The 13,177-nt window shown below is 62.6% G+C and carries 13 protein-coding genes; 7 read left to right on the forward strand and 6 right to left on the reverse strand.

Annotated features, from left to right (window positions below; translation table 11 throughout):
- The first annotated feature begins 1 nt into the window (after position 1).
- A complete protein-coding gene (locus GA829_RS18980) occupies positions 2–1,102 on the forward strand; it encodes a FecCD family ABC transporter permease (protein WP_195174229.1) in 1,101 nt (366 codons plus the stop codon).
- A 7-nt stretch (positions 1,103–1,109) separates the two neighbouring features.
- Positions 1,110–1,898 carry a heme ABC transporter ATP-binding protein gene (locus GA829_RS18985; protein WP_195174230.1) on the forward strand — a complete coding sequence of 263 codons (789 nt, stop codon included), beginning with the start codon at positions 1,110–1,112 and terminating at the stop codon, positions 1,896–1,898.
- A 62-nt stretch (positions 1,899–1,960) separates the two neighbouring features.
- Here GA829_RS18985 and rirA read toward each other — a convergent pair whose 3' ends face one another.
- Entirely contained in the window at positions 1,961–2,422 is a 462-nt protein-coding gene (gene rirA / locus GA829_RS18990; protein ID WP_195174231.1) for an iron-responsive transcriptional regulator RirA, read from the reverse strand.
- Positions 2,423–2,624: 202 nt separating this feature from the next.
- Between rirA and GA829_RS18995 the strand changes: the two genes are divergently transcribed.
- The 3 genes from GA829_RS18995 to GA829_RS19005 all read left to right on the forward strand — a co-directional run bounded on the left by GA829_RS18995 (position 2,625) and on the right by GA829_RS19005 (position 5,159).
- Positions 2,625–3,908 (forward strand): DUF445 domain-containing protein, encoded by a 1,284-nt coding sequence (locus GA829_RS18995; RefSeq protein WP_195174232.1) that lies wholly within the window; start codon positions 2,625–2,627, stop codon positions 3,906–3,908.
- A gap of 112 nt (positions 3,909–4,020) precedes the next feature.
- Positions 4,021–4,449, forward strand: a complete 429-nt coding sequence (locus GA829_RS19000) for a phasin family protein (RefSeq protein WP_195174233.1) — start codon at positions 4,021–4,023, stop codon at positions 4,447–4,449.
- 212 nt (positions 4,450–4,661) lie between these two features.
- On the forward strand, positions 4,662–5,159 hold the full coding sequence (locus tag GA829_RS19005; RefSeq protein WP_195174234.1) for a MaoC family dehydratase: 498 nt from the start codon (positions 4,662–4,664) through the stop codon (positions 5,157–5,159).
- Positions 5,160–5,336: 177 nt separating this feature from the next.
- On the opposite strand, the gene GA829_RS19010 is transcribed toward GA829_RS19005, so the two are convergent.
- On the reverse strand, positions 5,337–6,686 hold the full coding sequence (locus GA829_RS19010) for an aminotransferase-like domain-containing protein (RefSeq protein WP_374940360.1): 1,350 nt from the start codon (positions 6,684–6,686) through the stop codon (positions 5,337–5,339).
- Positions 6,687–6,845: 159 nt separating this feature from the next.
- Here GA829_RS19010 and GA829_RS19015 point away from each other — a divergent pair, with 159 nt between their 5' ends.
- The gene (locus GA829_RS19015; protein ID WP_195174236.1) at positions 6,846–7,709 is read left to right on the forward strand and encodes a DMT family transporter; all 864 of its coding nucleotides are present in this window, start codon (positions 6,846–6,848) and stop codon (positions 7,707–7,709) included.
- Between the two features lie 27 nt (positions 7,710–7,736).
- Here the strand turns inward: GA829_RS19015 and GA829_RS19020 are convergent, their stop codons facing one another.
- Positions 7,737–8,777: a zinc-dependent alcohol dehydrogenase family protein gene (locus tag GA829_RS19020; protein ID WP_195174237.1), complete on the reverse strand. Its 1,041-nt coding sequence runs from the start codon at positions 8,775–8,777 to the stop codon at positions 7,737–7,739.
- A gap of 132 nt (positions 8,778–8,909) precedes the next feature.
- Entirely contained in the window at positions 8,910–9,560 is a 651-nt protein-coding gene (gene maiA / locus GA829_RS19025; RefSeq protein WP_195174238.1) for a maleylacetoacetate isomerase, read from the reverse strand.
- A gap of 207 nt (positions 9,561–9,767) precedes the next feature.
- Between maiA and GA829_RS19030 the strand changes: the two genes are divergently transcribed.
- Positions 9,768–10,451 (forward strand): response regulator, encoded by a 684-nt coding sequence (locus GA829_RS19030; RefSeq protein ID WP_195174239.1) that lies wholly within the window; start codon positions 9,768–9,770, stop codon positions 10,449–10,451.
- 3 nt (positions 10,452–10,454) lie between these two features.
- Here the strand turns inward: GA829_RS19030 and GA829_RS19035 are convergent, their stop codons facing one another.
- Entirely contained in the window at positions 10,455–11,795 is a 1,341-nt protein-coding gene (locus GA829_RS19035; protein ID WP_195174240.1) for an ATP-binding response regulator, read from the reverse strand.
- A 1-nt stretch (position 11,796) separates the two neighbouring features.
- Positions 11,797–12,981, reverse strand: coding sequence for an FIST signal transduction protein (locus tag GA829_RS19040; RefSeq protein ID WP_195174241.1), 1,185 nt, complete (start codon positions 12,979–12,981; stop codon positions 11,797–11,799).
- Between the last annotated feature and the right edge of the window lie 196 nt (positions 12,982–13,177).

Below are 13,177 nucleotides of genomic sequence, written 5' to 3' on the forward strand. Positions count from 1 at the left end.
CATGGCAGAGCAATCGATCGCCGGTTCGACGGGCACGATCATGGCACCTGAAGGCGATCGTTCAGGGCGTGCCCGTCTGGTCATCCTGCTGCTCTGCGCAGCACTTGCCGTTGCCGTGCTGTTGTCCCTGACCTCAGGCGCTTCGGACGCGTCGGCGGTCAATGTCATTGGCGACTGGCTGACTGGCGCGGCGCCGGCCGATGCGGTGCTAAGCGCCCGTGACCGCTTGATCGTCTATGACATCAGGCTGCCGCGTGTCATTCTCGGCATGCTGGTTGGGGCAGCCCTTGCCGTCTCTGGGGCCGTCATGCAGGGGCTGTTCCGCAACCCGCTGGCCGATCCCGGCCTTATCGGTGTTTCGGCTGGTTCCAGTCTCGGCGCCGTTGCCGTGATTGTGCTGGGCGCCACGCTGCTCGCGCCGGTGACTGCCTTGCTTGGCGCGCTAGCGCTGCCGCTTGCTGCTTTCTGCGGCGGTCTCGCCACGACATTGGTGCTGTACCAGGTGGCGACACGGCAGGGCCGCACCTCGGTTGCCACCATGCTGCTGGCCGGTATCGCACTGGCGGCCCTGGCAATGGCGCTGACCGGCATCCTGATCTTCATGGCCGACGACCGGCAATTGCGCGACCTGACATTCTGGCAGCTTGGTTCGCTGGCCGGCGCGACCTGGCAGAAGATCGGCTCCGTCGGCCCGGTTATCGTGCTGGCGCTGGCGGCCATGCCTTTCCTGGCGCGTGGCCTCAATGCCCTGGCGCTCGGCGAGGCGACCGCCAGCCATCTCGGCATTCCGGTGCAGCGGTTGAAATACATAGCGATCATTGGTGTCTCGGCGGCGGTCGGAGCCTCTGTCGCGGTCAGCGGTGGCATCGGTTTCGTCGGCATCGTCGTGCCGCACCTGCTGCGCCTGCTGATCGGCCCGGACAATCGTTACCTGTTGCCCGCGTCGGCTCTGCTTGGTGCATCGCTGTTGCTTCTCGCCGACGCGGTCGCGCGCACCATCGTGGCGCCCGCCGAACTGCCGATCGGCATCGTCACCGCGATCGCCGGCGCGCCGTTCTTCCTCTGGATCCTGCTGCGCAAGCGCGGCGTCATCGACCTGTGAGGTTTTCATGATCGAAGCGCGCGACGTTTCCGTGGCGATCGGCGGCAAGCGTATTGTCGCCAATGTCGATTTCGAGGCGCGGCCCGGCGAAGTGGCAGCCATCGTCGGCCCCAACGGTTCGGGCAAGACGACCTTTCTCAAAGCGCTTTCGGGCGAGCTTGCCTATTCGGGCGGCATCACGGTCAACGGCCGCGACCTCTCGGTGATGAAGCCTGTCGAGACCGCGATCCATCGCGCCGTGCTGCCGCAAGCAATGACACTGTCGTTCCCCTTCACGGTGCGCGAGATCGTCAAGCTTGGCCTTGTCGGCGGGCGCTCCGGCGTGCTGTCTAGCGAGGATACGCGGTTGCCTGAGCGGGCGTTGGCGCGCGTCGATCTCGAAGGTTTCGCCGGCCGGTTCTACCAGGAACTCTCCGGCGGCGAACAACAGCGCGTCCAACTGGCTCGTGTGCTGTGCCAAGTCTGGGCGCCTGTGCTCGATGGCAAGCCTCGCTACCTGTTCCTGGACGAGCCTGTCTCCAGCCTCGACATAAAGCACCAGCTGATCATCATGAACATTGCCCGTGATTTCGCCAGAAGGGGCGGCGGCGTGGTCGCCATCCTGCACGACCTCAACCTGACAGCGATGTTCGCCGACCGGATTTTTGTCATGCATCGCGGCAGGCTTGCCGCCACCGGCTCACCGCAGGACGTGCTGAGCGACGATCTGATCGAAAAGGTGTTCGATTGCCGGCTCAAGGTCGGTGTTCTGCCGACCGGCAATGTGCCGTTCGTACTGCCGCAATCAGCGGCTTGATTGCTATTCTCGCTCCGCAAGTCTGCAAGGCGGTTTTGCGGAGGTGCGCTGCCGCAAAAGGGTCAGGCGGCTGGCGCGCGCTGCTGCAGCATGTCGATGCCGAGCAGGTTACGCACGTTGGGGCGCGCGGCCACAAGGTCGGCGATGGTGTAGCGGGCCAGAACGGCGAAGAAGGCGTTGAGCGCTTCGCGCAAAGCCGAATTCAGCGCACAGCTGTCGATCAGCGGGCACTCGGCGGCATCGTTTTCGAAGCATTCGGCCATGGCGAAGCTTTCTTCCGTCACGCGCACGACATCGAACAGGCTGATCGATTCGGCTGCCCGGCCAAGCTTGACGCCGCCATTCCGGCCACGCACCGTCTGGACGAGACCATGCTCGACCAGCGGCTGCAGGATCTTGAACAGGAAAAGCTCCGACACCGAATAGGCGGCCGCGATCTCCGGGATGCGGCTCAACCGGTCGTCATTCGCCGCGCAATACATCAAGATGCGCATGGCATAGTTGGTCTGGCGCGTAAGCCGCATTTTATCCTCGCGAAGCAATAGGCTGGCGTGAATATGGCCTATACCTTGGAATAATTCCAGACTAGCAAGGCAGGATATATGAATATTCTCGTCAACTTTATGTGCGTGATCAAGGAAAACGTGAGTTGCGCGGGATAGGGCGGGCATTCGGACCGGCGAGACATTAGATTAGCCCGCAATGTCGACGAGGAGCAGCTCAACCATGGCGCAATCGGCCCCAATGCGAATCGATGGCGACGCGGATGCCAAGCTTTCTGCATTGCGGCGCACCAAGTTCACGGCCACCGCGGCGCTGGCGCTCTGCGTGCTCGTCTTCGCCGCGGCCAAGGTGTTCGAAAGTGCCCATCCGTGGCTCGGTTTCGTCGCCGCCTTCGCCGAGGCCGCGACGATCGGCGGGCTGGCCGACTGGTATGCTGTGGTTGCCTTGTTCAAGCGGCCATTGGGCCTGCCGATCCCGCACACCGCGATCATCCCGGAAAACCAGACCCGGATCGCCGACAATCTCGGCCGGTTCATCGAGGTCAATTTCCTGGCGCCGGAGCCGGTGCGCGAAAAGCTGGCCGAGGTCGATTTTTCTGCACTTGTCGCGGATTGGCTGGCTGATGCCGAGCGTGCCGCCGGCCTGTCGCGCTTTGTCGTGCGGCTGGTGCCGCAGACATTGGCCGCCGTCGAGCAGTCCGGGCTGCGCGGCTTCGTCACCAGCCGCATGCTGGAACAGATCGAGAAGGTGCCGCTGGCGCCGCTTGCGGCCGAGCTCCTCTCAGCACTCACGGACGACCGCCGCCATCAGAAACTGTTCGACGAATTCACCAAGGTGATCGGTCGGTTTCTGAGTGATGAGCAAGCACTGGCGACGATGCGCGAAAAGATCCGCGAGGAACTGCCGTCGCTGTTCAACCTGTTTCGCGCTGACGCCTATCTCTTGAAGAAGATCGTCGCATCCGCCGGCTCGCTGCTGGACGAGGTGCGCGCCGATCCCGATCACCCGATGCGGGCTGAATTCGACCGTTTCGCACAGAGCTTCATCGAGCGGCTCAGGACCTCCAAACAATACGCCAAGCGCGCCGAGAAGATGAAGCGGGATTTTCTGGCCAGGCCCGAGTTGAAGGCGCTGGCTGGCGACATGTGGGAAAGCCTCAGCCTGTTCATCGAACAAGACGCCAAGGCGCCGAACTCGATGATCCGCGCGCATCTTGCCAATATGTTCGTCGAGGTTGGTCGGCATCTTGCCGGCGACCCGCAGATCCGTGCCGACATGAACCAGGGTTTCGTGGTGGCGCTCGCCTCTTTCGTCGAAAGCCAGAAGAGCGGCGTGTCGAAATTCATCGCCGATCAGGTCAAGCGCTGGGACCTCGCCCAACTGACGCGGCTGATCGAAATGAACATCGGCAGGGATCTGCAATATATCCGTTTCAACGGCATGGTCATCGGCGGCCTTGCCGGGGTCGTGCTCTATGTCGCCGAGCGGCTGTTCCTTGTCGGCTGACGCGCATTTTTAGCCCGGCGCTGAATCCATCAAGCTCGAATGGACAGGTGGCGCCACGGTGCTATTCTCAGCCTGGGTGCCTGCATCCGCGGCAACAGGGGAGAAGAGCAGCATGGCCAAGCAACCTGACACCGATTCCTTCATGGACATGTTCAGCCGGTTCGGCCGCGACCTGAAGATGCCCAATGTGGATGTCGAGGCAATTCTCAGTCACCACCGCAAGAATCTCGAGGCGCTGGAAAAGTCGGCGCGGGCCGGCGCCGCCGGTGCGACCTCGCTGCTGTCGCGGCAGCGCGAGATGCTGCAGGACACGCTGCGGGAGGTGACCGATATGGCGCAGAGCTACAAGGCTCCGGGAAACCCGCAGGAACTAATGGCCAAGCAAACCGAGTTCGCCCGCAAATCCTTCGAAGCCGCGTTGAAGAATGCCGGCGAAGTGGCTGAACTGGTCAAGAAATCCGGCAGCGATTCCGTTGATATCCTGCGTGCCCGTATCAAGGAGGCGATGGAGGAAATCCGCGCCGGATACGACAAGAAGTAGCCCTGAGGCTGACGCGGCTGATCGAGCCGCAGCGTCCATTTGCCCTAGGCGCTGGCTGCCGCCCATTGGTACGGGCAGCGGTTTCCGCCGCGTTACGGCAAGCGTGGATGCCATCCCGGCTGAAAAATGGCGGAACGGAATCGTGCGGAGCGAATTGACAGGGGCTGTCGGTTCGTGGTCCGGAGGCATGTGAAGCGATCGGGAAAGCAGGAATGACTGAAATACGGCCTAAAACGCCGCCGACCTACGTAGAATTGAGGACAATGGCCGGGCAAGAACTTGGCGTGTCGGACTGGACGACGGTCGATCAGAATCGCATCAACCAGTTCGCCGAGTGCACGGGCGACCATCAATGGATCCACGTCGACCCTGAACGGGCGAAGCGGCAAAGCCCGTTCCGCACCACGATCGCGCATGGCTATCTGACATTGTCGATCATCGGCGCGCTGGCGCTTGGCATGGGCATAGTGCCTGAAAACACCCAAGCCGCCTTCAACTATGGCTTCGACAAGGTGCGTTTCCTGGCGCCGGTCAAAGTTGGCGCGCGGATCAGGCTGCGCGTCACGCTGCTGTCGATGGAGGACAGGGGGCCCGGCCAGTATCTGATGAAAGCCGCCAATACGGTTGAGATCGAAGGCGAGCAAAAGCCGGCGCTGACGGCCGAAACGCTGGTCATGCTCTATGAGCGCCGCAAACGGGCCGGCGCCTAACGTATTTTAGATTCAGCCGGCCTGCGAGCAGCTGTGTCTCCGTCGCGAAACGCGAAGCGGAAAATCCGTGGCGCTGCCCGGCTCTTCCGCGAATTGCGCTTGTTCGGCGGCTTGCCGTTTACGGAACCACCTGAGCGCGATTGACGGACAGCGGCAACAGGGCCGGGCGGCGTCAAATCAATGCGCCATGGCCGCCTCGAGCGTTGCGAAAATGCGCTCGTCCGCGCATTGGGCAACGTTGAAACGGAGGTAGCGGTTGGCGGTCTGCGACAGGCTGAACGCATTGCCGGGCGCCAGCACAATGCCGGCCGACAAGGCGTGGCGCGCCATTTCGGCCGCATCGACGCCTTCGGGCAGCCGGCACCACAGAAACATCCCGGCCGGCTGTTCTATCCAGGGTATGATGCCGATCGCCTTCAGGCGGCTGCTCGTGTCGCCCATGGCGCGTGAAAGCCGCGCGCGCAGCAATTCCACATGCTTGCGATAGCTGCCGTCCTTCAAGAGCGTCAACACCAGTTCGGCCGCGAGCCGCCCTCCGCCGAAGGTCGTGGCGATCTTCAGGCCGGTCAGCCCTTCGATCCAGTCGCGGGGCACAGCGATATAGCCGCAGCGTATCGAGGCCGATAGCGTTTTCGAGAAGCTGCCGATGTGGATGACCCGGTTGAGGCCATCAAACGCCGCCAACCTGGGGGCGGGGGTGTGTTCGAAGTCGGCAAAGATGTCGTCCTCGATGATGGTCAGCCCAGCCTGGTCGGCGAGTTTCAGCAAGCGATGGGCCGTTACCGGTGACAGGATGGCGCCGGTCGGATTGTGAAGCGCGGAATTGGTGATGTAGAGGCGCGGCTGATGTTCCGTCAGCGCCTGCGCGAACAGGTCGATATCCGGACCCGACGGTGTATAGGGAACGCCGACCACCTTGACCCTGTGGGCGCGCAACAAGGCATGGAAATTGAAATAGCAGGGGTCGTCCACCAGCACCGTGTCGCCCGGCTCGAGCAGGAACCGGCACAGAAGATCGATGGCCTGGGTGCCCGATTCCGTCAGCATGATCTGCTCGGGGGAGGCATCGATGCCATGTTCCGCCATGCGGCGAGCCAAGAGGTGACGCAATGGCGGCGAACCAAGCGGTGTGCCGTAGTCCGCCAGCGCAACGGCGTCGGCACGCGCCACGGTCCGCAAGGCACGGCGCAGCCCGGTCTCCGGCATCCATGAGGCCGGAAGCCAGCCGCAGCCTGGCTTGAGGGTGTCGTCGCCGGCTTCAAGCGACTGCCGGGAGACCCAGAGCGGATCGACGGCACGGTCGAGCCGGGGGCCAATCTCGGCGAGGGACAATGGCGCCAATGGCCCGGCCGCATAGAAGCCCGAGCCCGGCCGGGAACGGATAACGCCTTCCGCCGCCAGCCGTTCATAGGCTTCGACCACCGTGGATTTGGAAACCTGCATGGTTTTGGCAAAGGCCCGGATCGACGGCAGCCGTGTTCCCGGCGTCAGCGTCCGCGCGGCAATCCTGTGCCGTATCGTCGTCATGACACCCCCGACAAGGGTTCCGTTTCTTTCCGTTCCTAAAGCTTTCTCATCCATCTGTACTGCTCAATCAGCCACGACAGTTTTGTTGAACTGTACCGCATTGTCTCTGGCGATGCCACGCCCCCGACGCCGATACAGAACAAGCAAACGGAGCATGAAATGGACAAGGCAGCGAGTGGCTGGTTAAGCGGATTCATCGGTGTTGTGATCTTCAGCGGATCGCTGCCGGCAACGCGCGTGGCGGTGATGGATTTCGATCCGACCTTCGTGACCGCGGCCCGCGCCGTGATTGCCGGACTGCTTGGTCTGGCGATGCTGCTGCTGTTTCGCCAGAAGCGGCCGGAGCGAGGAGATGTGCTGTCGCTGGTGATCGTGGCGCTCGGCGTGGTTGTCGGTTTTCCCTTGCTGACCGCGCTGGCGCTCAAGCACGTGACCTCGGCGCACTCCATCATCTTCGTCGGCCTGCTGCCGCTTGCAACGGCGATCTTCGGCGTGCTGCGCGGTGGCGAGCGTCCCCGGCCCGCGTTCTGGCTGTTTTCGTGCGTGGGCAGTGCACTGGTCGCGGGTTTTGCCCTGATGCAAGGCGTGACCGCCTCGCCGATCGGCGATGGCCTGATGCTGGCGGCGATCGTCGCCTGCGGGCTCGGCTATGCCGAGGGCGCTGCGTTGTCGCGCAAGCTCGGCGGCTGGCAAGTGATCTGCTGGGCGCTGGCGCTGTCCTTGCCGGTCATGCTGGTGCTGACGTTTGCAACGCAGCCGCCATCCTTTGCCGCGGTCGGGTCCAAGGCCTGGATTGGCCTTGCCTATGTCTCACTGTTCAGCATGCTGATCGGCTTCGTGTTCTGGTATCGCGGATTGGCGCTCGGCGGCATCGCCGCCGTAGGACAGTTGCAGTTACTGCAGCCGTTCTTCGGCCTCGCCCTGGCTGCGACGCTGCTGCATGAGCAGGTCAGCCCGATGATGATTGTTGTTACGCTGGGCGTCGTGGCGTGCGTGTTCGGCGCGAAAAGGTTCGCGAAATAGACCGGTTTCGATACTTCTTTTAGCCGGCTAAAATTTTGTCACCACCCCAATGCCGATGCCCTCGAAGCCACCCATCGCCATCAGTGCGGCGGGTGCTTCGTCGAGGCTGATCTTCTTGCCGACCAGCAGTTCCGGCTTGAGCTTGCCAGTGCTGATCATGTCCATCATCGCCTGATAGCGGAAAGCCTGCATGCCGTGGCTGCCGAGGATTTCTAGTTCGAAGGCGATCACCTTGCTCATCGGCACTGCTGCCTTGGCGTGGTCGCCCAGCATCAAGCCGACCTGCACGTGACGGCCGCGCCGACGCAGGTTGGAGATTGAATTGAAGCAGGTTGTTGGATGGCCGAGCGCGTCCATCGACATATGGGCGCCGCCATTGGTGATCTGCTTGACGGCTTTCACGACATTGGGCGTCGTCGAGGCGTTGATGGTGGCGACCGCACCGATCTTCCGGGCGAAGTCCAGCTTCTCGTCGGTGAGGTCGATGGCGATGACATTGGCGCCCATGGCACTGGCAATCATGATTGCCGACAGGCCGACGCCGCCGCAGCCGTGCACCGCTACCCATTCACCCGGCGTTACGCGGCCCCGATCGACGATGGCACGGAAGGAGGTGACAAAGCGGCAGCCGAGGCTGGCCGCCGTTGCGAATTCCATCTCTTCGGGCAAGCGGACGAGGTTGGTGTCGGCGTAGTCGATCGCGACATATTCGGCGAAGGAGCCCCAGGCGGTGAATCCCGGCTGGAACTGGTGCTCGCAGACCTGATGATTGCCCGAAGTGCATTCAAAGCAGCGGCCACAGCCGCTGACAAAGGGCACGGTGACCCGCTCGCCGGCCTTCCAACGGGTGACGCGTTTGCCCACCGCCACCACGGTGCCGGCCAGTTCGTGGCCCGGAACATGGGGCAAGCGGATATCATCGTCATGGCCCATCCAGCCATGCCAGTCGCTGCGGCAAAGGCCGGTCGCCTCGACCTTGATGACGACGCCTTCGGCAGCCGGCTTGGGATCTGGAACGGTCTGGATGGTTGGCGCTTCGCCGAACTTTTCGAAGACCACGGCTTTCATTGGCAACTCCTACCCAATCCCCAAGGCTTACGCCCCGGAAGTCGACGATAGCCGATTCCCTACGGGGTCAATGGGAAATCGATATGGCCAGAAACGCCATGGATTCCGGATCCGCCGGGTTTCTCTAGTTCTCTATTCGGCATCGATCTGGTTTTTGGGCGCGGCTTTCTGGAAGGCGGGCAGCGACATGCAGGCGGCGTTGATGCGCGCGATCGTCGGGTAGGGCGTCAGGTCGACATCAAAACGGGTGTTGCTGGTGACTTGCGCGGCAAGGCAGATGTCGGCCAGCCCCGGTGTGCCGCCGTGACAGAACGTGCCGGTTTCGGGCGAAGAGGCCAGGAGCTTTTCAAGCGGCAGGAAACCCTCGTTCACCCAGTGCCGGAACCAGTTGGCGACATCCTCGTCGCCAGCGCCGAACAAGGCGCGGAGCGAGGTCAGCACACGCAGATTGTTCACCGGGTGGATGTCGCAGGCGATCATCTGCGCCAGCATCCTGACGCGGGCCCGGCCAAGCGGGTCGTTCGGCAGCAGCGGCGGGTCCGGCTGGGTCTCGTCGAGAAATTCCATGATGGCCAGCGACTGGGTCAACAGCGTGCCGTCGCTCCAGATCATCGCCGGCACCAGCCCTTGCGGATTGACCGCGAGGTAGGCGGGTTCCAGGTGTTCGCCGTGGCGCAGGTGATGCGGCACATATTTGTAGGTAAGCCCCTTCATTTCCAGCGCGATCCGCACGCGGTGGGATGTCGAGGAGCGGAAGTAATTGTGGAGGACGATATCATTCATGCGCTTCACGACCGTTTGACCGAGGGTGGCGGCACATTCGGCCGATTTGAACAGCCCGGCAAGGCGTCGCATTTCGAAAAGCAACGGTTCTATCTGGCGGCCAAAGATGGCAGTGTACTATTTGCCAATGATGCAGCCACTGTCGCGGGACTAGTCTGCGCCAGGCCGATATGGCCGCACTGAAATGGCTGACCTGAAATGATTGCCATGACCGCTACCAACGACCGCGCCCGGTTCCTGATCATCGACGACCATCCGCTGTTTCGCGAGGCGCTGCACAGCGCCGTGCAAATGGCCTATCCGGAGGTCGATACGGTGGAGGCACGGTCGATTACCGAAGCGCTCGAACTGCTGGCGGGCACAAAGCCGTTCGATCTTGCGCTTCTCGACCTCAGCATGCCCGACGTGCACGGTTTCGACGGGCTGCTGCAACTCAGGATCCGCTATCCCAGGCTGCCGGTGGTCGTCGTTTCAGGCTACGAAGAACCCAAGATCATTTCCGAGGCTCTCTCTTATGGTGCCGCCGGTTTCATCCCGAAATCGGCGCGCAAGAGCGATCTGGCCGCCGCCATACGCTCGGTGATGGAGGGCGCGATCTACGTGCCCGTCACGTATGAGGGCGCGCCGCCGGACGCCGACAGCACCGACCGCGCCGACATGGTGCAGCGGCTTTCCAAGCTGACGCCGCAACAGTTGCGGGTGCTGCAGATGCTGCGGCAGGGCCTGCTCAACAAGCAGATCGCCTATGAATTGCAGGTCGGCGAAACCACAGTGAAGGCGCATGTCTCCGAAATCCTGCGCAAGCTCAACGTCTACAGCCGCACGCAGGCCGTCATCGAGGTTTCAAAACTCGACAATGCGGAGCTGTTTCGGGATCAGGCCGGATTTTGACAGTTAAGCCAGGAGATGCGCCAGCAGTGCGCGCAACTGTGCCGGCTTCAGCGGCTTGCGCATCAATTCTATACCCGCCGCGCGGGTAGCCTTGGCGACGGCCTCGGAACTGTCGGCGGTAACGATCAACGCGGGCACGGCGCGGCCAAGATAGTCGCGCACTTCGGCTATGGTGGCGGTGCCGAGATCGCCGCCGTCGAGATGCTGGTCAGCGATGACGATGTCCGGCACCCAATCGGTATCGCCGAGCAGGTCAAGCGCATCGTCGGTGGAGGTCGCGGCCCGAACAATGCATTGCCAGCGTTCGAGCAGGAAGGTCATGGCCTGCAGCACTTCGATGTCATTCTCGACGAGCAGCACCTTGGTGCCGAACAGGCCGTAGCCGCGTGGCCGCTCCATCTCGGCGACGCTGGCGATGACATCGGCCGAGGCGCCGATGCCGACGGGAACGTCGATGTGGAAAATCGTGCCGCGCCCGACCTTGGAGGAAAAGGTGACGGGATGGCCAAGCGCGGCGGCCATGCGGCGCACGATTGCCAGCCCAAGCCCGAGTCCGCCGCCTTCAAGTTCAGCATTGGCCGACAAGGTACCTCGATGGAATTCCTCGAACACGGCCTCGCGCTGGTCGTCTGGAATGCCACAACCGGTGTCGGCGACATCGATGCGGATCGTGTCACCGCGATGCCTTGTGCCGACCAGAACGCCGCCGGAGCGGGTATAGCCCAGTGCATTGGAGAGGATGTTCTGCAGGATGCGGCGCAGCAGCGTCCTGTCGGAGCGGACCACGGCATTGACCGGCCGGAATTTCAGCGACAGGCCTTTCATTTCCGCGACCGGCTGAAAGTCCGAGCGCAGCGACGAAAACAGCGTCTCCAGGCTGACGTCGCTGATATCCGGTTGCACCACGCCGGCGTCGAGCTTTGAGATGTCGAGCAGCGTGCGTAGTAGATCTTCCATCGTCTCCAGCGAGCGTTCGACCTGCCGCACCAGCTTCTTGCCTTCGTCGCTGGTCTGCACTTCGGCGAGCGCCGAGACGGACAGATGCGCCGCGTTCAGCGGCTGCAGCACGTCGTGGCTGGCTGCGGCGAGGAAGCGGGTCTTGGACAGATTCGCGAGTTCCGCGTTCTCCTTGGCGGCACTCAGGTCGATGTTCGACTGCTCCAGCCGGCGCAAGGTGGAGTGCAGTTCCTCGGTTCGCGTGCGCACCCGGTTCTCAAGCGAAATCGCGGTCTGGAACAGCGAAAAGGCATTGCCTTGCTGGTCCATCGACCGCTCGACACGGCTGACGAGTGCGGCGTTGATCTTCTTCAGTTTTTCGAGGTCGTTTATGTCCCTGAGCGGCATGTCATTCCGCCGCCTGTCGCTCGCCAAAGGCGATGCCGGTGAAAGTCTGGTTCAGATGCATCGACCGGTACTGCTCGCCGTAGGTGCCGAAGCCGATGACATTGTTGACCCGGTAAAGCTCCGAAATGTCGCGAAAGACCTGGCGGTTACGCGCATCCAGGCGGCGCAGCACGCAGTCGAAACCGAGGATCATGTCGATGCCGCCCAGTCTCTCCTCGACATCCCTGAGTGCTGCGCGTGTCGATTCCACCAGATCCATGGGCTGGGCGATCGACAGCACGACGCCGTCGTCGATGGCGCAGAAGAAGGACAGCGAGCCGTCCGGGTGCATCTTCTGGATAGAACGGCAATAGAATTCGCCGCCCACCTTCACCACCACCGGATGGGAAGCGAAGCTCAGCGGCGTCAGGGTCTGCGGCAGGATGCCGACCGAGGCGGCGTATTCCTCCGCCGCATTGGTGGCATTGAACTCGCTGACGATGCGATGGTCGGGATCGGATGCCGTGACCACGAGCTTTTCATCGGTCGGAATGAAATTGTCGGTCTTGAAGACGTGGAAGGGAATTTCGGTGGCGATGAGCACGATGATGGCGCTGTCGGTGGTGACCTTGCCGTTCGAGATCAGACTGGTCGTTTCGAATTTCAGGTCGTCGCCGGCCGAGCCGCCGATCAGTGGGATATCGTCGAGGCCCCAGTGGATGGCCGAACTCACGGCCTCCTCGGCATAGGACAGGCCGTCGATAAAGCAGAGCGCGAACGTGTTTCTGGTCCGCCCGTGACCTAGGCGCCCGCGCAGTGACCGCCGCAAGGCCTCGACTTCGCCGGTGATCCTGTCCATGCCCGACGAGGACAGGTTGTCGACCATCGTGCTGACGGCGGTAAAGGTCGCCGAGGGAAGCAGCATGGCCAGCACATGGCCGTCCTCAAGACCTTGCGGCGTGATCTCGCCGGCGGTCGAGCAGCCGGCATGGTCGAGCGTCGGGGCGTGGGTTGCGAGTGCCTGAGAAAGGGCGCCGGCCTCGACAAGGCTCTGGGAAAAGAACAGCAAGGCAAAGCCGGCACCGATTGCAGCGGCTTCCGAGGCGATCGTCTTGGCGAACGCATCCATGTCGGGCTCATCCGTGGTGAGCGCCGACAGGCCGCATGCATAGCGCGTCCGTGAATTGCCCAGCGACGTCCTCCGCATTCCTCCGACGCTGCCTTGGTGCGCGGCTGTTTTTTGCAGGCTTCTGGCGCGCGGGCGTCGAGCAACATTGTTGTCTTCAATCTGCGGTTTGGCAATGGGGAAGGGGGGCTGGCACGTTTGGATGCAGCCATGACCGAAAGTACAATGTTGCGAGGTTCCGGCGCCCTGTTTTTTGTGCGTTATGCGGTGTACGAAT

The sequence above is a fragment of the Mesorhizobium sp. INR15 genome (assembly GCF_015500075.1).
GTDB lineage: Bacteria > Pseudomonadota > Alphaproteobacteria > Rhizobiales > Rhizobiaceae > Mesorhizobium.

Coding starts and splice junctions, on each gene's coding strand:
- GA829_RS18980 (WP_195174229.1), top strand. CDS start 2: ATGGCAGAGCAATCGATCGCCGGTTCGACGGGCACGATCATGGCACCT.
- GA829_RS18985 (WP_195174230.1), top strand. CDS start 1,110: ATGATCGAAGCGCGCGACGTTTCCGTGGCGATCGGCGGCAAGCGTATT.
- rirA (WP_195174231.1), bottom strand. CDS start 2,422: ATGCGGCTTACGCGCCAGACCAACTATGCCATGCGCATCTTGATGTAT.
- GA829_RS18995 (WP_195174232.1), top strand. CDS start 2,625: ATGGCGCAATCGGCCCCAATGCGAATCGATGGCGACGCGGATGCCAAG.
- GA829_RS19000 (WP_195174233.1), top strand. CDS start 4,021: ATGGCCAAGCAACCTGACACCGATTCCTTCATGGACATGTTCAGCCGG.
- GA829_RS19005 (WP_195174234.1), top strand. CDS start 4,662: ATGACTGAAATACGGCCTAAAACGCCGCCGACCTACGTAGAATTGAGG.
- GA829_RS19010 (WP_374940360.1), bottom strand. CDS start 6,686: ATGACGACGATACGGCACAGGATTGCCGCGCGGACGCTGACGCCGGGA.
- GA829_RS19015 (WP_195174236.1), top strand. CDS start 6,846: ATGGACAAGGCAGCGAGTGGCTGGTTAAGCGGATTCATCGGTGTTGTG.
- GA829_RS19020 (WP_195174237.1), bottom strand. CDS start 8,777: ATGAAAGCCGTGGTCTTCGAAAAGTTCGGCGAAGCGCCAACCATCCAG.
- maiA (WP_195174238.1), bottom strand. CDS start 9,560: ATGAATGATATCGTCCTCCACAATTACTTCCGCTCCTCGACATCCCAC.
- GA829_RS19030 (WP_195174239.1), top strand. CDS start 9,768: ATGACCGCTACCAACGACCGCGCCCGGTTCCTGATCATCGACGACCAT.
- GA829_RS19035 (WP_195174240.1), bottom strand. CDS start 11,795: ATGCCGCTCAGGGACATAAACGACCTCGAAAAACTGAAGAAGATCAAC.
- GA829_RS19040 (WP_195174241.1), bottom strand. CDS start 12,981: ATGCGGAGGACGTCGCTGGGCAATTCACGGACGCGCTATGCATGCGGC.